The 20,732-nt window shown below is 42.9% G+C and carries 23 protein-coding genes and 2 pseudogenes; 14 read left to right on the plus strand and 11 right to left on the minus strand.

Translation table 11 applies throughout. From position 1 onward, the window contains the following. Positions 1–11: 11 nt before the first annotated feature. The 6 genes from HGR01_RS14065 to HGR01_RS14090 all read right to left on the minus strand — a co-directional run bounded on the left by HGR01_RS14065 (position 12) and on the right by HGR01_RS14090 (position 5,032). A complete protein-coding gene (locus tag HGR01_RS14065) occupies positions 12–881 on the minus strand; it encodes a phycobilisome linker polypeptide (protein WP_045870458.1) in 870 nt (289 codons plus the stop codon). 47 nt (positions 882–928) lie between these two features. After that, a complete protein-coding gene (locus HGR01_RS14070; RefSeq protein WP_045870457.1) occupies positions 929–1,738 on the minus strand; it encodes a phycobilisome linker polypeptide in 810 nt (269 codons plus the stop codon). Positions 1,739–1,850: 112 nt separating this feature from the next. Then, positions 1,851–2,339, minus strand: coding sequence for a phycocyanin subunit alpha (gene cpcA, locus HGR01_RS14075; RefSeq protein ID WP_045870456.1), 489 nt, complete (start codon positions 2,337–2,339; stop codon positions 1,851–1,853). 69 nt (positions 2,340–2,408) lie between these two features. Then, positions 2,409–2,927, minus strand: coding sequence for a phycocyanin subunit beta (locus HGR01_RS14080; RefSeq protein WP_045870455.1), 519 nt, complete (start codon positions 2,925–2,927; stop codon positions 2,409–2,411). Positions 2,928–3,726: 799 nt separating this feature from the next. Next, positions 3,727–4,470, minus strand: coding sequence for a phycocyanobilin:ferredoxin oxidoreductase (locus HGR01_RS14085; RefSeq protein ID WP_045870454.1), 744 nt, complete (start codon positions 4,468–4,470; stop codon positions 3,727–3,729). Between the two features lie 331 nt (positions 4,471–4,801). Beyond that, positions 4,802–5,032: an addiction module protein gene (locus tag HGR01_RS14090; protein ID WP_045870453.1), complete on the minus strand. Its 231-nt coding sequence runs from the start codon at positions 5,030–5,032 to the stop codon at positions 4,802–4,804. Positions 5,033–5,214: 182 nt separating this feature from the next. Here HGR01_RS14090 and HGR01_RS14095 point away from each other — a divergent pair, with 182 nt between their 5' ends. From HGR01_RS14095 to HGR01_RS14110, 5 genes are all read left to right on the plus strand, one after another. Next, positions 5,215–5,445 carry a type II toxin-antitoxin system Phd/YefM family antitoxin gene (locus HGR01_RS14095; protein ID WP_052335192.1) on the plus strand — a complete coding sequence of 77 codons (231 nt, stop codon included), beginning with the start codon at positions 5,215–5,217 and terminating at the stop codon, positions 5,443–5,445. Continuing rightward, positions 5,442–5,648: a type II toxin-antitoxin system VapC family toxin gene (locus tag HGR01_RS14100; RefSeq protein ID WP_228045373.1), complete on the plus strand. Its 207-nt coding sequence runs from the start codon at positions 5,442–5,444 to the stop codon at positions 5,646–5,648. The genes HGR01_RS14095 and HGR01_RS14100 overlap by 4 nt, the downstream gene beginning before the upstream one ends. 51 nt (positions 5,649–5,699) lie before the next feature. Beyond that, positions 5,700–5,828: a hypothetical protein gene (locus HGR01_RS41935; protein WP_339398434.1), complete on the plus strand. Its 129-nt coding sequence runs from the start codon at positions 5,700–5,702 to the stop codon at positions 5,826–5,828. Further along, on the plus strand, positions 5,806–5,949 hold the full coding sequence (locus tag HGR01_RS14105) for a hypothetical protein (protein ID WP_155539228.1): 144 nt from the start codon (positions 5,806–5,808) through the stop codon (positions 5,947–5,949). Before HGR01_RS41935 ends, HGR01_RS14105 begins: the two co-directional genes overlap by 23 nt. A gap of 528 nt (positions 5,950–6,477) precedes the next feature. Continuing rightward, positions 6,478–6,882 carry a hypothetical protein gene (locus HGR01_RS14110; protein WP_045870452.1) on the plus strand — a complete coding sequence of 135 codons (405 nt, stop codon included), beginning with the start codon at positions 6,478–6,480 and terminating at the stop codon, positions 6,880–6,882. A gap of 354 nt (positions 6,883–7,236) precedes the next feature. Here the strand turns inward: HGR01_RS14110 and HGR01_RS14115 are convergent, their stop codons facing one another. The 5 genes and pseudogenes from HGR01_RS14115 to HGR01_RS14130 all read right to left on the minus strand — a co-directional run. Beyond that, positions 7,237–7,443: a phycobilisome linker polypeptide gene (locus HGR01_RS14115; protein ID WP_045870451.1), complete on the minus strand. Its 207-nt coding sequence runs from the start codon at positions 7,441–7,443 to the stop codon at positions 7,237–7,239. 240 nt (positions 7,444–7,683) lie between these two features. Next, complete coding sequence (gene apcB, locus HGR01_RS14120; protein WP_045870450.1) at positions 7,684–8,172, minus strand: allophycocyanin subunit beta; 489 nt, start codon at positions 8,170–8,172, stop codon at positions 7,684–7,686. Positions 8,173–8,237: 65 nt separating this feature from the next. After that, entirely contained in the window at positions 8,238–8,723 is a 486-nt protein-coding gene (apcA, locus tag HGR01_RS14125) for an allophycocyanin subunit alpha (RefSeq protein WP_045870449.1), read from the minus strand. Between the two features lie 451 nt (positions 8,724–9,174). After that, a pseudogene (locus HGR01_RS41940) lies at positions 9,175–9,666 on the minus strand (phycobilisome rod-core linker polypeptide); the annotation flags it as partial. A 45-nt stretch (positions 9,667–9,711) separates the two neighbouring features. Beyond that, positions 9,712–12,405: pseudogene (locus HGR01_RS14130) on the minus strand (phycobilisome rod-core linker polypeptide); the annotation flags it as partial. A gap of 526 nt (positions 12,406–12,931) precedes the next feature. On the opposite strand from HGR01_RS14130, the gene HGR01_RS14135 reads away from it, so the two are divergent. From HGR01_RS14135 to atpA, 9 genes are all read left to right on the plus strand, one after another. Beyond that, positions 12,932–14,167: a class I SAM-dependent methyltransferase gene (locus tag HGR01_RS14135; protein WP_045870447.1), complete on the plus strand. Its 1,236-nt coding sequence runs from the start codon at positions 12,932–12,934 to the stop codon at positions 14,165–14,167. A 271-nt stretch (positions 14,168–14,438) separates the two neighbouring features. Next, positions 14,439–14,966, plus strand: coding sequence for a PEP-CTERM sorting domain-containing protein (locus tag HGR01_RS14140; protein WP_045870446.1), 528 nt, complete (start codon positions 14,439–14,441; stop codon positions 14,964–14,966). Positions 14,967–15,533: 567 nt separating this feature from the next. Beyond that, positions 15,534–15,974, plus strand: a complete 441-nt coding sequence (locus HGR01_RS14145) for an ATP synthase subunit I (RefSeq protein ID WP_045870445.1) — start codon at positions 15,534–15,536, stop codon at positions 15,972–15,974. Between the two features lie 60 nt (positions 15,975–16,034). Further along, a complete protein-coding gene (gene atpB / locus HGR01_RS14150) occupies positions 16,035–16,799 on the plus strand; it encodes a F0F1 ATP synthase subunit A (protein WP_190585891.1) in 765 nt (254 codons plus the stop codon). Between the two features lie 151 nt (positions 16,800–16,950). Continuing rightward, entirely contained in the window at positions 16,951–17,196 is a 246-nt protein-coding gene (atpE, locus tag HGR01_RS14155; RefSeq protein ID WP_015112744.1) for an ATP synthase F0 subunit C, read from the plus strand. A gap of 178 nt (positions 17,197–17,374) precedes the next feature. Then, a complete protein-coding gene (locus HGR01_RS14160) occupies positions 17,375–17,806 on the plus strand; it encodes a F0F1 ATP synthase subunit B' (RefSeq protein WP_045870444.1) in 432 nt (143 codons plus the stop codon). A gap of 192 nt (positions 17,807–17,998) precedes the next feature. Then, entirely contained in the window at positions 17,999–18,556 is a 558-nt protein-coding gene (locus tag HGR01_RS14165) for a F0F1 ATP synthase subunit B (RefSeq protein WP_045870443.1), read from the plus strand. Continuing rightward, positions 18,556–19,110, plus strand: coding sequence for an ATP synthase F1 subunit delta (atpH, locus tag HGR01_RS14170; protein ID WP_045870442.1), 555 nt, complete (start codon positions 18,556–18,558; stop codon positions 19,108–19,110). The genes HGR01_RS14165 and atpH overlap by 1 nt, the downstream gene beginning before the upstream one ends. A 63-nt stretch (positions 19,111–19,173) precedes the next feature. Beyond that, positions 19,174–20,694 carry a F0F1 ATP synthase subunit alpha gene (atpA, locus tag HGR01_RS14175; RefSeq protein ID WP_045870441.1) on the plus strand — a complete coding sequence of 507 codons (1,521 nt, stop codon included), beginning with the start codon at positions 19,174–19,176 and terminating at the stop codon, positions 20,692–20,694. The last annotated feature ends 38 nt before the right edge of the window (positions 20,695–20,732 follow it).

The raw sequence follows: 20,732 nt of genomic DNA on the forward strand, positions 1-20,732 counted from the left end.
AGTTCTATCTCCTATTGTGCAAAAGTAATGCTAGCGACCTTACCACCCAGCTTATTGATTTGCTGCAGGGTACTAGATAGCTGTTCGTAGGGGACAATGAACTCTTTGTTGCTACGACGAACTTTTGGATATCTTGGCAGACTGATACCTGTAACTTCGATTCTGTAAAGGCGTGGGGTAGAACCTTGAGAGGATCTACCAAAGGTACGGCTGGGTGCAGTTCCTTGTTTGGAAGGTAGGTAAGACCAACCTTGAGTACCACCAGAAGGTGCGATAATCGCAGTTGCGCTATTTGTAGCTAAGTCAGATGCAAGACGAGAACTGCTACCTGCTAGCTGAGAGCGATCGCTATTCGCATAACCACGGTAAAGGCGGAACATGCGAGTAAAACCAACTGTTCTTTGACCAACACCTGTGGTTACTAAGTCCCGATAGTAGGGAACTATCGAATCTCCAAAATAGGTATCATATTCAGCAGAATCTATATAGGAATCGATGTCTGCGTCGAACCCTTGATTTTGGTAGCGATCGAGATGCTCAATCACTTCCGATTCATCGTAAGGAGCTCTTCCTAACAAATGCTTAAAGTTCAATTCAATTACCCGAGTTTGAAAATGTGGGTAAAGAAACTTTGTTTTGTATAATTCTGATTTAGCTACTGCGCGGACAAAATCTCTGACGCTCAGTTTACCATTGGTCAACAACGACTCTAAGCTGGTGAGACGTTCTGACTGCATCAAGTAGTCATTGCCTAATACCTGACGATAGACTGCCTGGATAACAATCTTGGCATCTTCTGCTGTCCAGTTTGGACGCAGTTCAATAGGATTTGTTTGGTAAGCTGTAGTTCCCAAACGAGATGCTGCGGATGTAATTGGCACGAATAGCTCTCCTTGTAGACTTTTTGATGTGGCAAATTTGATTCAGTTTAGGCAGGAGAAATATTAACTACGCGACTACCTCGCTGATTCAGTCTTTGCAGAGTTGGTGAAAGTTGGTCGTAACTGACCAAATACTCTTGAATACTACGTCTGATTTGAGTAGTACGCCCTCTATCTGCTTGGATGACTCGTACTCGGTAAAGCTGTCCGCGATCGCCTGCGACTACACCAGTCAGTCCCTTGCCAAAGTTAGGAGTCTGAATGTTGCTAGCCAAATTCAGTGCTAGATCTTGGGTTAACCAAGCAGACTTGTTTTTACCTTGGGAGCGATCGCTGTTAGCATATCCCCGATAAATCTGAAACATCCGGTTGAAGCCTACTGTCTTTTGTCCCGGTTGAGTTTCAAATCCCCGATAATGAGGTACAATTGCTTCGCCAAAGCTTTCTTGATATTCGGCTGAATCAATATATGAATTGATTTCTGCCTCGTATCCTTTCTCTGTATAAAGGTTGACGTGGTAAGAAATCTCTGATTCATCGTAGGGCGCACGACCAAGCAAATGCTTGTAGTTCAGTTCGATGAAGCGGACTTGAGGTGTAGAGTAAAAGAACTTTTGGCGATATAGTTCAGATTGTGCTAATAACCGCACAAAATCTCTGACGCTAATGTTACCCTGTTGCAATAGCGATTCTGCACTGGTGAGACGTTCGCTTTGCATCACGTGGTCATTGCCAAACACTTGACGATAAGCAGCATGAATTACTGCTGGTACGTCACTACTAGCTCTCAATTCTGTGGGAGCTGTGCTAGCAAACGGTTCAAATCCTAGCTGACGGGCCGCTGTGGAACTAGTCATGACTGAATCTCCTGAATTTCAATCAGAAAAAACATGCCCAGAACCCCATAAAACTGCCCATGCTAGAAATTAGCATCCACAGCCTTTAGTTGTTCTGGGCGAAAGGAAAACCCTAGCTTAGGGCGTTGATTGCGTAGTCAATGTAGGAGTTTGCTTCAACAGCAGGATCGCCACTCAAACCATGATTAGCTTTGATGTATTTGAGAGCTTCAACGTACCAGCTGGGAGACAGATCAAAGGTGCGGTTGATTTCTGCCAAACCACCAATTAGGTAGTCATCTAGAGGGCCTGTACCACCAGCAACTAGACAGTAGGTAACGATGCGAATGTAGTAACCGATGTCGCGTGCACACTTGTCTTTACCGCGTTGGTCAGAAGCGAAGTTCTTACCTTGCATTTGGGTGGTGTAGGGGAACTTTTGGTAAACTGCGTTAGCAGCACCTTGAGCCAAGCTGTTAGCTTTGCTGCTTAATGCTTTAGCTGCATCCAAGCTAGCAGATGCTTGACGGAAACGACCAAAAGCAACTTGAAGTTCTGTGGAGCTCAAAAACCGACCTTGGGAATCTGCGGTAGCTACGGCTTCGGTTAAAGGTGTTTTCATGCTGATTATTCTCTCAACAAATATCTAAAGTTATGCGTCAGAAAGTAGAAATAATTAACTAGCGATTTACTAGCCAACTGCAGCAGCAGCGCGATCGAAGTAGCTACCCAATTCAGACATTAAGGAGCTACAGTCACCACGGGTAACACCGCTGGGGTCGTTAGCAATAGCGATCGCAGCTTCTTTCATCTTTTGAACGCCAGTAGATACGGAAGCGCCAGGAACGCCTAATGCTTGATATGTTTCACGAAGACCGTTCAAGCAGCGATCGTCTAAAACGCTAGCATCACCTGCAAATACTGCGTAGGTTACATAGCGTAAGATAATTTCCATGTCGCGTAAGCAAGCAGCCATACGACGGTTGGTGTAAGCATTACCACCAGGTGCAATCAACTGGGGTTGTTCTTCAAATAAAGCGCGAGCTGCATTAGCAACGATTGTGGAGGCATTGCCGGTAATGCGGTTAACAACATCCATGCGCTTAGAACCAGCAGCAACCATGTCTTTCAATGCATCGATTTCTGCATCGCTAATGTATGCGCCTCTAGTATCAGCCTGGGAAACTACTTTAGTAAAAGCGTCAAGCATTCCAGCATCTCCTAAAAATATTACTATGCTGTGGATTCAAACTTGGTTCAAAATCCGATCCTTGATGGGAATAAGCATAGTGACTGACTTTTTAGATGTTGCCGTTATGAGCAACCAGCACAATAGTCGCCAGGAAGTTGCATTCCCTTGGCAATCAGGGTAAATTTACCCCTAATTCTGTTAGCTAGTTTTCAGTGACTAACGGTACAGCTATACATCAATACTGCTATTATCCACAAACAACCTATTTCTTAAAGGCCCACAAGCCTAGATTAAGAAAATAGCTGTTCATCAATTTTTCAGATACCGAACTTTCTCTATCGAGGGCAGAGCGTTCAGCTGTTTTTTGAACCTGAAATTGATTAAAGCAATCCGTTTGTGCAAATTTTGTGCAAATTTAAATGTGTTTTCAGATAATTAGTTAAAAAATATTAAGCAAATGCTGAAACCCTTTGATAGCAAGGATTGTTTATATTTTCGTTTTGTCTTTAGACTTAAATTAGAGTTACAAACAGTTACATTTAGATACATTGTTTGGAAAGCAAAACTTTATTACTCGTAAACTTAAGTTTCGGAACTTAATTCTTACAATTCGTTACATTCATGCATAAGCGGACTAATAGCAGATTTTGTAATGTATTTATGCGTTAATGCGATCGCTTGTATGTCAGCTTAATTTATTAAATAAATCTTAAGCAAGTCCAACATCGAACAAATCTTTGATAGTCAATTCCAGACAGCAAAAATTACCAGGATTGCTATTGCCTTCCTGGTTTGAAAAATTTCATTGAATTTAGTTTTAAGCTACATAGTCAAAAAGCATAGTTGTCATGTAGCGATCTGCCCATTCTTTACCGAAAGATTTTTCCAAAACGCGCCGGGTTTTGTCATTTTGCTGCTGTTTTGTACAGTAATTGCGCTGTCCTGCCAAAACTCTAGAGATATCAAGATTGGATGTTAAAGGTGTCTCTGATGCAGCAATCTGACAATGAATCGTTAAATATTCGCGAACACGGTTGTGAAATTTTTCTTCTTCTTCAGCATTTTCTGGGCGCACAAACAGGCAAAAGTGCGAGAAAATATCGCCCCAAGGCGGTAAAGCCCGTGGTTCGGAAAACTCAATTTCCGGTAAAGCAGATAACTGCTGATAATAGCGTGACGGTAGACTGCGATCGCTACTGATCGGAGACAAATCCGCGATCGCAGCACTAATTAAACCACCTTTCCCGCCTACCAAATCTGTACCAAACATGGGAATCGGGTATTCAGGATTGGGGAACATCACACAGTGCAGAATATCTAAACCATTGCCAACCTGCGCCAATTCTAGATGCAGTTTGCGAAATTGCGGAGCTTGGTAACAATGATTTTCAATGATCAGCCGTTCGCCTTCCAAATGCCCCTCGACATAGCCTAAACCTTCTGGGACAGAGTAAGGGGAGATATCCAGGTATTTTTGCCAAATTTCTTCAATCGAATCCGCCAGCTTGCGGATTAGGGGATGCTGGCGATTTCTCAACGACGCTTCCATAGACTTCAACATACGCTTCTCTTTGAGTATAGGATTAACCTACCTTGGCGTATAGCCTGTGCAATATCTGTGCAATTTGCAGATTGGGGTATCGGGTTAAATAATTTGGGATTTGAGATTCAGCCCATACTGTAGATTTAGCTACTCCCATCGAGAACTATATATTTGGCAGAAATTTTACTCGTTGTCCAGATTTCTTTGTTTCCAATAATTCGGTTTGCGCTTACTATGTGCGATCGCAATTACCCAAATCACTTTTTCTAACTCTGTATAAAAAATTATATAAATAACTCATAAATAATTCGTAATTCGTAGTTACTAATTCGTAATTAAGTTATGAATTTCACGAATACTTTTCTCGTAATTCAGAAAACACTTGAGATGATGGTTCTCCAATAGCTGTTTTGCAATTAATATCTTGCAACCTTTGGTTTAATTCTGTATCCCAAGCAGTTTCCAGATTATCATCTATCTCTTCATCTAGAGAATGAATTAAAAAATAGGCAATTTCAGCACGTTCTTTTGCAGAAAGTTGAGAAAGTTCAAGTTTCAGTTTTTCTGCAGTTTCACTCATACTTTGGAATCTCCCCAATAATTACAAAATCGGCTCAACTATCTGATCGTAGCTGCTTTACATGTAAAATGCGATCGCGGTTATTCTAGAATATTTGTAAAATCAAGCAAGAGTCATGGCTTCGTCAAAGCTTTCTTTGCGACACACGCCGCGAATGGCTAAAATACAGCAGTATAAAATTAATGATACGAATTCCATTACAAGAAGCTCAACTTCGTTTACCCGAACTGATTGCTAGTTTACAACCTGGGGAAGAAGTAGAAATTTTTTCTGGCAATCGTACTGTCGCCAGATTGATTGGCGAACTTCAACCACTCCGCAAGCCTCGTCAGCCTGGTAGTGCAATTGGAACCTTAACTATTCTTTCAGAAGACGAAACCCATTTGGAAGACTTTCACGAGTATATGTCATGAAGTTTTTGCTTGATACTCAGGCATTTCTGTGGTTTGTACTTAATGATCGCGCCCTTAGCCAAATTGCCTGTGATTTAATTGTCGATCCCTTCAATGATATCTTGCTTAGTCCTGCTTCCTATTGGGAAATTGCCATTAAAGTTAGTATTGGTAAGTATGAAATTCCTGGAGATTTTGCAACTTGGATGGAGCATCAAATCTAAGTTAATGAATTAGAAATATTACCAATAAAAGTTTCTCATGTCGCTGCGCTTATAACTCTCCCATTTCATCATAAAGACCCTTTTGATCGGCTTTTGGTTGCCCAAGCACTCACAGAAGAAATTCCCATCATTAGTGTTGATGCAATATTAGATAATTATGCAGTTACTCGTTACTGGTAAGTACGATAATCTGCTGTTAGTCGTGGTGCGATCGCAAAAGCCATTTCTGACACTACAAAAACTATTTCCGACACTACATTTGCTGTTTTTTATACTACATTTGCTATTTTGGCGATCCTAAAAGCTGTTTTTTATACTACATTTGCTATTCTTGAGACTACAATTGCCGTTTTTATACTACATTTGCTGTTTCAGGAGTCGCCAAAATAGCTTTTAAGACAAGATTTACTATTTTAGCGATGCTGGGTAAAGGGGATAGTATGTCAGGTGTAGGTTGGGTTGAGAAATGTAGACGCGCAGCGGCTTCCCGTTCGCTAAAAGCATTCCCGAAGGGTAGGGTAAACCAACACCCGAAAAATTTAGTATTGTTGGGTTTCGATCTGTTCAACCCAACCTTGCATCTTAAGAGAAGTAGTAAGCTAAGTTACAAACAATCAGCAAATTCAACAGATTACTTCTCGCTGCTTCAATTTCACTATCAGCATTAACATTCAATAGTCCCAAAGTAGATGCAATCATCAGCCAAAACCTCAATCTAACCGAATTATCCACATCAACTGGCATCTACACACAGACTAGCACTGAAGATATTGCAACCGCATCAGAATGGAAAGAATTCTCTCCCGATGCAGGTAAATCCTCTATTCTCATGCCAAATGGTGACATCTCGGACATGACACCAGATAAAAGCGAAATGCATAAGAACATTGAGTCTACAAAAATGTATCTGAGTCTTCATGGCACAGATGTGTATATGGTTAGCTATGCTGACTTTAAAAATGATGTGACTCAGATTTCCTCAAGTGAATTATTGGATTCTGCTCTACAAGGAATGTTAGGGGATGAGAAACAATTACTCAGCGAGCAAAATATTAATCTAGGTGCATATCCTGGTAAAGAAATTAAGCTGTGGGATGAAAAAGAAGGAATGACTTGGACGGGGAGAATTTTTATTGTTAACCAACGGATGTATATGCTCTTAGTTGTCAGCGATCAAAATCCGCAAGTCAGTGATATCAGAAAGTTTTTTGACTCTTTCCAGTTGATCCAATAGTCATCAAATTACGGAAAATTGGCACAGTAAAGGACATAGCACTGCTGTGTCCTTTCAACTGTTAACTGTTGACTGTTGACTGTTGACTGTTCACAGACTTAAAAGCCTTTTATTGTGAGGGTTTTTTCTTAGCTTGATGTCTTAATCTATCTGGCTATAACTATAACGGTTCTAGATTTGGGAGTGCGATCGCTCTTTGAGCAATTTCTGTAGGTAAAGCTATTATCACCTAACTCGTTTGAATCACAAAGGACTAATGACAAATGACCAATGACAAATGACAAACAACAAAAAAGAGGCCTCACTCGACCTCTTCGCAACTCCCTACAATAATCTTCGTTATATAGATGGTAATTACAGCAACCCAGTGTTAGTACCTTGCTTACCAGTTGCCAATTCAACTTTAACGATTTTGCCACCCATTTTCATGATGCGTTGCTGTTCGCGGAACCAGTTCTCGAAGGGTACTAATTTGGTGAAGTAGGTATTTTGTAGTTCGCGCTGGGTGCGAATCCGGGTTTGACTGGGTACACAAGCAGTAACTTTAAACAACCGGGCCATCTTAGATTCTCCTGTAGTAATTGTGAAAACTTTTTTATTTCAAAAAAGGGGAGTGTTTTTTAAGACAAATTCTTTAAATTAATCACTGCAAAGGCTGGAAATCAAGCATCAATACTAGACCACTAACACTCATCATAATTGATTATTTCAACCAAGGTAAGCGATAAACGCTCTAGCACTCACGATTGATTTCCAGACCTCAATTAAGCTGCACCTAAATTATTAAGTGCCAACTAACTCTTAGCTTAAGCCAGAGGAGATGTAGTCTAGGTAAACACCCATTTCTTTACCAGCGTCAGAACCTACCAAGCTAGCGGTTACTTCTTTGATAGCTTGGATAGCTTGTACGGTGGAGCTAACGGGAACACCCAAGGAGTTGTAGGTTTCTTTCAAACCGTTGAGTACGCGCTCGTCGAGGATGGAAGGATCGCCAGCTAACATAGCGTAGGTAGCGTAGCGCAAGTAGTAGTCTAAGTCGCGGATACAAGCAGCGTAGCGACGGGTGGTGTACATGTTACCACCGGGGCGGGTAACGTCAGAGTACAACAAAGATTTTGCTACAGCTTCTTTAACAATTGCAGCAGCGTTTGCACTGATGGTGCTAGCAGCACGTACACGCAGTTCGCCAGTTCCAAAGTAGCCTTTTAGCTTATCTAAAGCAGCAGAGTCCAAATATTTACCTTGAACGTCTGCAGAGTTGATGACAGAGGTAATTGCGTCTTGAGCCATATTGTTAATTCCTTTTTTCCAACCGTATTGCAATACTTCGGTTTTAGCGACGAAACAGCTTTAACCTAGGAGAGGGCACCAACTACGTAGTCGAAGTAAGAACCAGCTTCAGCAGCGTCTTCACCAGACAGTAAGGAGGAAGCACCACTCTTCAGGGCACGGATACCTTCGGTAATACCTTCAATAGGAGTACCCAAGGATTTGTACATTTCACGAGCACCGATTACACCGATTTCTTCGATGGGGGTAACATCGCCAGATACGATTCCGTAGGTAACTAGACGCAAGTAGTAGTCTAAGTCGCGTAAGCAGGTAGCAGTCAATTCTTGACCGTAAGCGTTACCACCAGGAGATACAACGTCAGGACGCTTTTGGAAAACTTGTTCGCCAGCTTGCTTAACCAAACGCTCGCGGTTTTCGGTCAAAATTTGAGCAATCCGCAGACGGCGCTCACCACCGCTCACAAAGCTCTTGATTCGATCTAGTTCGCCAGGGCTGAGGTAGCGGGCTTCTGCATCAGCATTCACGATGGACTTCGTGACGATACTCATTAATGGATTCCTCCAACTACGATTTAAACCAGAATTTAATTAAAACTGGTGCGACTTTCAATTTGGACAATGGTAGCTGCGTTTTTTCGTTTTTATTAAACATGGCTCTTGACAAAATGTCTCAGCTATGGATTTACGAGTTACTTGAGTCAATACAACCACACAAGTATTTCAAACATCAGTTACCTTCCGCAAAACATTCTCCGGCATTCTGTTGAGCATTTATGACTGCTCTTAATATTTTGTAATATTACTTTTCAGATTTACGTTATTTTTTCCAATCTGAAAGTAATGTTACGAAAAATTGCCAAGCTCTTGTCAAAAGTCAACAGTGCTGGTTCACGCCCAGAAATCAGCACTCAGTACTCAAAACAGAATTTGGTCAAGAGTCCAAGGCATGAACTCCTGACCTGTGAGTGTTAATTAGTGACAAACGAGAGTATTAGTTACCTAAGGAAGAGGAACGTGGGTAAGGTACCACATCTTCACCAAAGTAGCGGGCATACTCTTGACTATCAACAATTGCCTCTACAACGGCTCTCAGACCCCGGCTAGCCATCAGCTTGTTGTATTCGCTAATTTCCTCTTGAGTAGCTGGTGCGCGTCCCAATAGGTGACGGTAGAGGAACTCAATTACTTTAGCGCTGGGGTAAGGTGTGTAGAAGCGATCGCAATAGATATCGGAACTAGCTAGTTCACGGACAAACTCGCGTACTGAGATTTCTCCAGTTTGCAGTTTGCCTTCTAGTGCGTTTAAGCGGTAGTTAGCAGGTATGTCACTGCTAAATAAATCTAATACCTGAGAGTAAATGGCATTGATGACCAATTGGGTTTCCGCTTGGTTTGTACCACTCAGGCGATAAATGCGTGCAGGTTTGCAACGATTTGCTGTTTCGCCTAATTGTCCCTGAGCGCTAGTAGAAGAACGACCCAGGTCAGTAAAACCATTACGTCCCGATGATGATGTTCCTGCCAAAGTCAGGCGTGGTTGTACTGTTTTAAAGCTAGGTACTACCAAATCATCATTTTGCTTAGTCAGCTGGTTGTACAGCTTTTCAGTATTAGGGAAGTTAGCCGCAGGTAGGGTGGGGTAGCGACGATAAGGTACTGTATCTTCCCCAAATACCTCAGCATACTCAGCACTACTCACTAAAGCACCAATAAAGGCACGAATCCCTTGAGTAGCCAAAATCTGGTTATACTTGCGGATTTCTACCTGATCTAAAGGTGCGCGTCCTAGGAAATGTTTGGTTCCTAGTTCAATTACTTTGGTGTTGGGGTAAGGAGTATAGAACTCTTTGATGTAGAGGTTAGAGTAACCCAAACCTTCAATGAATTCCTTAACAGTGATTTCCCCGTTACTCAGTTTGCTTTCTAAAGCAGAGAACTCGTTTTTCGCGATATAAGGCGCAACATCGCGTTCAAAAATCTGGCGATAGGCGGCGCTGATCAAAGTCTGCACAGCAGCTTTGTCGCTGATGTTTGCCACCTGCTTGAAGACTTTGGTTTGTTCGCGTTGCTTGCTAACACCTTGGTTGATGCGGAATTGAATATCCGGTTCTGTCCGGGTGTCGGTAACTGTACCTAAAGTTACAAACAACGGTGTTTCTTGCTTCTGGACTTTTCCACCTACATCTTCGCGGATACTGCCAACTCGCAGTTGTCGCAACGCCACACCAGATGGAGTCAGATAGCGTTCGTAAGGAACTGTATCCTCACCAAATGCTTCACTGTATTCCACGCTGTTGATAATTGCATCTACTACGGCATAAAAGCCTTGTTTAGCGGCGATGTCAAAGTATTTGTTAATTTCTTGACGACCGTAGGTAGGACGACCTAGTAAGCGGCGGTGAATGTATTCAATCGCTTTACAAACATACAGCGAAGTCCAGTAGGTTTTGCGGAATACATCCGACTTAGCCAAAGCACGAATAAATTCTCTGACGGAGAGTTGTCCGTTTTCCAGCTTAATTTCTTGGACTTTTAAGCGCTGACCTTCGTAAACGTCACGACCGAAAACTTGCAGGTATGCAGCTTTAATTACTGCTTGGGTAGAGCTTTCGGAGAACTTAATGCTTGCGCCTTTAGCAGCTTTTTTGCCAATTGTGCCTGGAAGTTGATCCAACCGGAAGACTTTAGGCCCTAAGCTACCAGGGAATTCACCTCTAGCACCAGGATTGCTAACTTGGCTATTAATACCAGGCCCTTGGTTAATTAAGATCCGCCGTGTATCCTTGCTAAAAGGTGCAGGGCTAGTGTTGGGATTGCGGGTTTCTTTCGGGAAAATCGCCCCAAACTGAATTTCTAGCGGGTCGTTACCAGAACCATAGGGATGCTGATCGGGGAGTGGGCGATCGTAAGCAGCGAATGTGGTAATAAACTGAGGTACTTTGCGGAAAGGCGCACTGTAGTTAAACAGGTCTTGCTGTGGCCCCCAGTTACGACATTCTTGTGCCTCTTGACCCAAACCACGCAGGTAAGGTACTGTCTCTTCACCAAAGTAGTCACTGTATTCTGGCGAATCCACTAAAGCATCTACTAAAGCTGGCAGACCACCGTTAGAAATAATCGAGAAGTATTTTTGTACTTCTTCCCGGCTACTTGGCCCCCGTCCCAAAATATGGCGGAAAGCTAGTTCAATTACTCGGCTATTAATAAAAGGCTGGTAAAACTGTTTTTGGTAAAGAGGAGATTTGGCTAGACGACGAACAAACTCTTTCATGGAGATGTCGCCGTTCTTCACCTTAGATTCTAGGTCAGATACGGACAAGCTGTAAGCACGAGTAATATCGCGCTCAAAGATTTGCCGATATGCAGCTCTGATGACTTCATTTTTTTCTGATGCGGATAACCCAGGCTTCATCACAAACTTGGGCCGCCGTTCTGCTGCTTCAAAGTAAATTTGAGGCAGTTGTAAACCTTGTTGGTCTCCAGAAGGACGTTGACGCAGTTTATTAGAAGGTGTTGCTGCTTTAAATTCTGTCAACAATACATCCATGTATTGAGACACAATCTCTGTAGCCTTAGCATCCTGACGGAAGAAAGACAGTGATGCTGCTTTGATTTCTTGTAAAGCCACAATTGTGGCTTCACCAGAACAAGCATTTTCAATAATTTCCCGTAAACCGCGTGTATTCACAGCGATGATATTGGGGTCACCTGCCACGATCGCATAGGTAGCATAGCGCAAGAACCAGGACAAGTCCCGCAGACTCTTGGCCATGTTGCTAGGGCCATAACGAGCAACGTTGATCGGTCTAAAACCTGGAGGTGTTGGGCCACTGGGAGAACTGTTAAAGATAGAGCGTAAATTTTCTAGGAATCCACCCCGACTTTCAACGTAGGTGACTGTTCCTAGTTTCATGCCTTCTTGAACATTCCCAGGAGCAACAGTAGCCATTGCCAATTCTGCTTCTCTTGGCTTTTCTAAGAAAGACATTGGCGAACCACCAACAAAAATTCGATTGGCAGCCCGAGATACAATAATCTCGGAATTTTCCGTGAGCGTCTGGGCAATTTCTAGACGCTTTGCACCAGATGCAAAATAGGTTGCCAGTTCGTTCAGTTCGCCAGTTCCCAAAAAGCGGTCTTGTTGTTCCGCTTGGGTAATTGTTGCTACTGCTAGGGTTTGATATAGTTGCGGACGCGCAACTGAGCTTCCACCACTTGCCTTAACACTCATCGGATTTGTAAAACTCCCATCATAAGCATTTATGTGTTAAGTCTGGGTCGCTTTGAGGCTTGACACATCGGTGGTCATGCCTTAAGAGTACCGCCTTCAAAACTGCCAGTAAATTAACCCAGTCAGCTTTTAGATTAGAACGTTTTGCGGCTTACCTGTTGATTTATTAAGAAGTATGTAGAATCTGACGCATCAAAGTTATAAATTCTATAGCCAGCACTCTTAGTTATCTGAGATTAAGATTAAGTTTTGTAACTAATGGTTTACAAAAACCTACGGCACAGATTTGCCTATTTAAAAAGATTTGCGATTAGAAACAAAGAATTTTGGATTTTAGATTTTGGATTTTGGATTGACCTTGTCTTGAAAATGGGGATTGGGTAATTGGTAATTGGGTGTTTGTTATTTCTGCTCATCTCCCTCATCCACCTCATCCCCCTCATCTCCCCTGCCTCTTTTATCACCAGCTATACCCTAAATGTCCAGTATTCGATAAACTCAGAATTGCTGCATTGTCGCTTCAAAAATGTCAGATCCTCAAACCGTTAGCACTGCTGTTGCCAAACTCTACGATACCTATCCATTTCCGCCAGAACCACTGCTTGATGAAGCCCCACCTGGGTACAATTGGCGTTGGAATTGGCTAGCAGCTTATAATTTTTGCACTGGACAGAAGCCACAAAAGCAGAATATTCGGATTTTAGATGCAGGATGTGGCTCTGGGGTGGGAACAGAATACTTGGTGCATCTTAACCCTCACGCACAAGTCGTCGGTATTGACCTGAGTGCTGGTACATTGGCAGTCGCAAAAGAACGTTGTCAACGTTCTGGCGCTAACCGTGTGGAGTTTCATCACCTGAGTTTGTTCGATGTCGAACAGCTACCAGGTGAATTTGACTTAATTAATTGCGTTGGCGTTTTGCATCATACCTCTGACCCCATTCGTGGAATTCAAGCCTTAGCCAAAAAGTTAGCCCCAGGCGGTTTGATGCACATTTTTGTATATGGTGAGTTGGGACGCTGGGAAATTCAACTGATGCAAAAAGCGATCGCTCTCCTTCAAGGTGAAAAACGTGGCGATTACCGTGATGGGGTACAAGTTGGGCGGCAAATATTCGCTTCTTTACCAGAAAATAATAGGATTGCCAAACGGGAAAAAGAGCGCTGGTCATTAGAAAATCATCGGGATGAAAACTTCGCTGATATGTATGTTCATCCCCAAGAGATTGATTACAACATTGAGACGCTATTTGAATTAATTGACGCTTCTGGCTTAGAGTTTATCGGTTTCTCCAATCCTGGTTTCTGGCAATTAGACAGACTTTTAGCGAAAGCACCCGATTTGATGGAGCGAACTAAAAACTTGAGCGATGCCTCCGGCAGGCTACGCCAACGCCAAATCTACCGTTTAATTGAATTACTCGATCCAGAAGTTACCCATTACGAATTTTTCCTAGGTCGTCCTCCGATTACGAAAGCTGATTGGTCAGATGATAACGCTCTATTGCAGGCAATTCCTGAACTTAATCCTTGTATAGATGGCTTTCCCAGCCAATGTATATTTAACTACGATTACCAAATAGTTAATTTGTCAGCAGAAGAGTTGGAATTTCTACAACGCTGTGATGGTAATTCTACAGTGGCGCAAATAATATCTGCTGTACAGCTAGAGTTAGATAAAGTGAAACAGCTGCTCAAGCAACAAATAGTGATGTTGACTCCAACCTCAATAGATTTGGACTCAGTTAGCTCACGCGGTTAAACCAAGCTATGTAATTACCTATTCAGGATTTCCACTATCTCACTCAAGTGCTTACATAACAATAAAAGTTCGGATTTTGAACTATCCGGATTTTTTTTATTCAAAAAATATACATTTACCCGAAATTTACAAAACCCTGCAAAAATATAAAGTTTTATTCAAAAATACTTTTTTTGCTTCCGTATAAAAGTAAATGCTAATACATTGTACTTGTTATCTCTTACGAGCTTGTACTTACGTAGTTCTACATTAATTAAAGGAGAATTTGCGGATGAAATTAGCGAAAAAGCTGAGTATTGCCGCTACTAGTGTTATCTTGTCTGTTGCTGCTGTTAGTGCTAAACCCTCTGAAGCTGCAAGTGTCAAGTTCGCTAGCCAAGCTGGTGGCACATTTAATTACAATGTAGTTACCGATACAAACAATGAAACGTTGGCTAAAAGTAGTACCATTACAGTTTCTGGTTTGGCTGGCGTAACTAATGTTAATGTTGCAGATTCATCATTTCTGAAGATTTTTGGATTTGATGAAAATCAGGTTGTTTTGACACTGAAGAAAGCAGCAACAGGTACTGCAATAGGGAACCCCTTTGCAGGATTAGATTTTTCTATAATCAGTAAATTTACAACACCAGCTACAGTCAGTTTCTCAGTTCTCAATGGTACTCAGTTCAATGCTGGGAATACCACTGGGCCTATAGAAGATGTCCCTGAACCTATGACAGTTGGTGGCACATTAGTAGCTATTGGCTTTGGTACTTGGCTGAAGCGCAAGAAAGCTGAGTCTGTGCAGAAAGCTTAGTTAATAAACCCTTCTCACTCAAACCTCCTCTTAGTTAACGGGGTGCAACAACCACTTTGATAAGACATAAATTTATGCCCCTAGAGATTGCCTGTAATTCTCTCTGAGGGGCATTCATAATTTAGGGCATTGGGTATGGGAAAGACAGATTTTCATGGCAAGACTTGTGTCAGAACCTGGTATGAATGGCTGACTTGAAAATTATACTAACTAGCTACAATTTAGATTCGTAATCAAGAGCGATCGCTCTTGTAAATCTTGGCAGAATATTTGATCAATTGTTGTAACATCTAGGCATTACAACTCGAGTATTAGTACTTTTACTGAATAGACCTTAAGAAAATTATTAAGCAGCAAGCGATCGCCAGATCAAGAGCTATTGTAAAGGTGTCTGTGACTAGGTCTAACCCTGTCTCTAATTCTCCTCATCGCCCCTTATTTGGTTGGTTCCTGGCTGCTGAACAACAAGTTAATTGTTTTTTTCTAAAGTATTGTTACCAGATCGTGATATGATTCAGCTGACTGGATGTGCAGTCATCATCCTTATCTGTACTGGTTTCGAGTCTCGTGAGCTTGTCAGACGAATCAACTGCATCGACTCCAACAACAACACCAAATGCTCAATCTGGTTCTGATGACGAAGAACGAGTAAACTCTATGGGAGAGTTCTATCAACTCTACCAGAAGTTGTTGGTAATCACACTTGTGTTGACAGGGATAATATTTATCTCTGTGTGGATTTTTTATTCCCTAAACATTGCTCTGAATTATTTGATTGGAGCGTGTACAGGTGTGGTTTACTTAAAAATGCTGGCCAAAGACGTTGAGCGACTCGGTGGTGAGAAAAAGCGTCTGAGTAAAAGTCGTTTTGCTCTATTTATTGGGTTGATTGTATTAGCAACTCAATGGCATGAGTTACAGATTTTGCCCATTTTTTTGGGATTTCTAACTTACAAAGCCACGCTCCTCGTCTACACCGTGCAAACTGCGTTTCTTCCTGATTCTTAACAAGTCAGGCTCACAAAGACAATACTCCCATCCTCGCTCGTTGGGGAAAATGCTTGAAGAATGCAAATGCTTAGTGTCTTAAACGCCTTTAATTCATTTCCCCTAGCCGAATTAGAAGTAGGTCATCATTTCTACTGGCAATTGGGCAATCTGAAAATTCATGGGCAGGTTTTTCTCACCTCATGGTTTGTGATTGGCATTCTAGTAATAGCCTCACTAGCTGCTACTCGCAATGCACAAAGAATTCCTCGCGGCATCCAAAATTTGATGGAATATGCCCTAGAATTTATTCGGGATCTGGCAAAAAACCAACTTGGTGAGAAAGAGTACCGCCCTTGGGTGCCATTCATTGGCACATTGTTCTTGTTTATATTCGTATCGAACTGGTCAGGCGCGCTCATCCCTTGGAAACTAATCAAGTTACCTTCTGGTGAATTAGCAGCTCCCACCAATGACATCAATACGACCGTAGCATTGGCATTGCTGACCTCTTTGGCGTATTTTTACGCGGGTTTTAGCAAGCGGGGTTTGGGCTACTTTAAAAAGTATATTGAGCCAACGCCTGTTCTGTTGCCGATCGCGATCCTAGAAGATTTCACCAAGCCCCTCTCCCTAAGCTTCCGTCTATTCGGAAATATATTGGCGGATGAATTGGTTGTAGCGGTGCTGGTTCTGCTTGTTCCTCTATTTATACCTCTGCCTGTGATGGCTTTGGGTTTATTTACCAGTGCCATCCAAGCCCTGGTATTTGCTACCCTGGCTGGGGCTTATATTCATGAGGCGATGGAGGGACATGGTGGAGATGAGCATGAGGAGCATCATTAACGCTTCTCAGGAGATAGCACAGTTCCGACGAGCATAGATGCTCAAAACATCGCCCAGTGCGATTTGTGAGAACTCGGTGCAGCGTGGAAACCACGTCTTTACTAGTTAACCTACTTTTGTTAGTTCTGTACTTCAAGCAAGGAAAATCATCATGGATCCATTAGTTTCTGCTGCTTCAGTTCTGGCTGCTGCTCTAGCAATTGGTTTAGCTGCAATTGGCCCTGGTATCGGTCAAGGTAATGCTGCAGGTCAAGCAGTAGAAGGTATCGCCCGTCAACCCGAAGCAGAAGGCAAAATTCGGGGTACTCTACTGTTAACCTTGGCGTTCATGGAATCCCTCACCATTTACGGTCTGGTAATCGCTTTGGTGTTGCTATTTGCTAACCCCTTTGCCTAAGACCTAAAAGTTTTATGATTGTAGAGACGTGAATCTTCACATCTCTACAATTAAAATCTTTTGGGTATTTAGTCGTTCTGATGTAAGTTACCCTTGTTGGCTAAGGGTTCCTAAAATTTAAACGGTTGGATGATTTTGCTAGCCATGAACACTGCTACTCCAGCCAAAGAGGAGAGAAATGTTTGATTTCGATGCTACTTTGCCCTTTATGGCATTGCAGTTCCTGTTGTTAGCAGCTTTATTGAATGTAATTTTCTATAAGCCACTGACCAAGGTGCTGGACGATCGCGATAATTACATCCGAACGAATACCCTTGATGCCAAAGAACGCTTGGCTAAAGCCGAACGCTTAACCCAGGAATATGAGCAACAACTAGCAGACGCTCGCAGGCAATCGCAAGCGGCTATAGAAGCAGCTCAGTTGGAAGCTAAGAAAATTACTGCCCAAAAAATCGCTGAAGCGCAACAGGAAGCTCAACAAGAAAGAGAACGAGCTGCTATTGAAATAGAGCAACAAAAACAACAAGCTTTTAGCGAGTTAGAACAACAAGTTGATGCTCTAAGCAGACAGATTCTAGAAAAACTATTAGGGCCGGCTCTCGCTAGATAAGCGACAGTATTAGGTTCTGTGAAAGCATACGCGCAGATGGGCAATTGCCACGAAGCGCTTAATTAAGTGTCCAAAAAAGGCACTTTTTTCCTTCGGGAAGTTCAGCAACTTAATAGATCTTAGAGAAGTTAAGAACCTTTATTTCCCTAAAGGAAAATACAACGTATTAGCAAGCGAGCAGCGCACTTGTAGATGGGTAACATGGGCACATTCTTATTACTTGCCACAGAACACTCTGAATTAGCAGAAGGCGCAGCAGAAGGTGGTTTCGGTCTAAACCTAGACCTGTTTGAAACCAATCTCATTAACCTAGCGATTCTGGTTGGCATATTATTCTACTTCGGACGTAAAGTTTTAAGCAATATCCTCACCGAGCGACGGTCAAATATTGAAACCGCAGTTCGGGAAGCAGAAAAGCGCCAAAAAGAGGCACAAATTGCTTTATCTCAGGCGCAAGAGCAGTTAACTCAAGCTCAGGCAGAAGCGCAACGCATCCGCAAAGCTGCCGAAGAAAGCGCCCAAGCGGCTAAAGAAGCTCTGTTGGCAAAAGCAGCGCAAGACGTAGAACGCTTGCAACAAACAGCAGCAGCAGATTTGAACACAGAAAGAGAGCGAGCGCTGGCCGAACTGCGCCAGAGGGTAGCTGCATTAGCATTGCAAAAAGTCGAGTCAGAACTGCGGACTGGTATTGCTGACGATGTTCAACAAACAATAATTGACCGCAGTATCGCGCAGGTGGGAGGAAGCTGATGAAAAGTAATGTAGAAACAGCCGAAGTCGCCCAACCTTACGCACAGGCTCTGATGTCAATTGCTCAATCCCAAAATCTGACGGAAGAATTTGGTGAAGATGCGCGCGCATTGCTGAATTTGTTGAAAAATTCAGCGCCACTGCAAAACTTAATTGACAACCCTTTTATTCAGCCTGAAAAGAAAAAAGCAGTAATCACTCAAATATTGGGTGATGGCGCAAATCAGTACTTACGCAGATTTTTGCAGCTGCTGGTAGACAAGCGCCGGATTTTCTTCTTGGAAGCGATTTTGCAGCAGTATTTAGCGTTGTTGCGCCAGCTGAATCAAACCGTGTTAGCGGAAGTTACTTCAGCTGTTCCCCTCACAGAAGCTCAACAACAAGCTGTAAAAGACAAGGTTTTGTCCATCACTAATGCTCGCCAAGTAGAACTGGAAATCAAAACCGACCGTGATTTAATTGGTGGTTTGATCATTAAAGTAGGATCGCAGGTAATTGACGCTAGTTTACGGGGTCAGTTGCGCCGCCTTTCTTTGCGCTTAAGCAGTTCATAGAAATTCAGAAGTTTCGGTGAACCGATTACTCTGTTCCGTCTCCCAAGAAAAAAAGTTAGACACATGAGCATTTCAATCAGACCTGACGAAATTAGTAGCATTATTCAACAGCAAATCGAGCAATACGACCAAGATGTCAAAGTTGCTAACGTCGGTACCGTATTACAAGTAGGTGACGGTATTGCCCGGATCTATGGTCTGGAAAAGGCTATGGCTGGGGAGCTATTGGAATTTGAAGACGGCACAGTTGGCATCGCCCAAAACTTAGAAGAAGACAACGTGGGCGCGGTGTTAATGGGTGAAGGTCGGGAAATTCAAGAAGGTAGCTCTGTAACCGCTACTGGAAGAATTGCCCAAGTACCCGTAGGGGAAGCTTTGATTGGACGAGTTGTTGATGCATTAGGTCGTCCCATCGATGGCAAGGGAGATATCAAGTCTTCAGAAAGCCGTTTGATTGAATCTCCAGCTCCTGGTATTATCGCTCGTCGTTCTGTACACGAACCGATGCAAACCGGGATTACAGCTATCGACTCCATGATTCCCATCGGTCGCGGTCAGCGCGAGTTAATCATTGGTGACCGTCAAACTGGGAAAACCGCGATCGCAATTGACACCATCATCAACCAAAAAGGTGAAGATGTCGTTTGTGTCTACGTTGCCGTTGGTCAAAAAGCTTCCACCGTTGCTAACGTTGTCCAAACACTGCAAGACAAAGGCGCAATGGACTACACCGTAGTCGTCGCCGCTAACGCCAGTGACCCTGCAACTCTACAATTCCTCGCTCCTTACACCGGAGCCACCATTGCTGAGTACTTCATGTACAGAGGCAAAGCTACTCTCGTCATTTACGATGACCTTTCCAAGCAAGCCCAAGCTTATCGGCAAATGTCCTTGCTGCTACGTCGTCCACCCGGACGGGAAGCTTACCCCGGAGACGTATTCTACATTCACTCTCGCTTATTAGAAAGAGCAGCGAAGCTGAGTGATGAATTGGGTAAAGGTAGCATGACCGCCCTGCCAATCATCGAAACCCAAGCAGGTGACGTATCTGCATACATCCCCACCAACGTAATTTCGATTACCGACGGTCAGATCTTCTTGTCTTCTGACTTGTTTAACGCTGGTATCCGTCCGGCGGTAAACCCTGGTATCTCCGTATCCCGTGTAGGTTCTGCGGCGCAAACCAAGGCAATGAAGAAAGTTGCCGGTAAGATTAAATTGGAACTAGCACAATTTGACGACCTGCAAGCCTTCGCACAATTTGCTTCTGACTTAGATAAAGCTACCCAAGATCAGTTGGCCAGAGGTCAACGCTTACGGGAACTCTTGAAGCAGCCCCAAAATGACCCTCTGTCCGTATACGAGCAAGTAGCAATTCTCTACGCAGGTATCAACGGTTATTTAGATGATATCGCTGTAGACAAAGTTACTAGCTTCACCAAAGGTCTCCGCGATTACTTGAAGACCGGCAAACCTCAGTACGCTGAAGCAGTGAAATCTTCCAAAGCACTGGGTGACGCAGAAGAAGCTGCTTTAAAGGAAGCGCTAACCGAATTCAAAAAGACCTTCAAAGCAACAGCGTAACAATTTTGGATTTTGGAATTTGGATTTTGGATTAAATC

This window comes from Tolypothrix sp. PCC 7712, from assembly GCF_025860405.1.
Classification (GTDB): domain Bacteria; phylum Cyanobacteriota; class Cyanobacteriia; order Cyanobacteriales; family Nostocaceae; genus Aulosira; species Aulosira diplosiphon.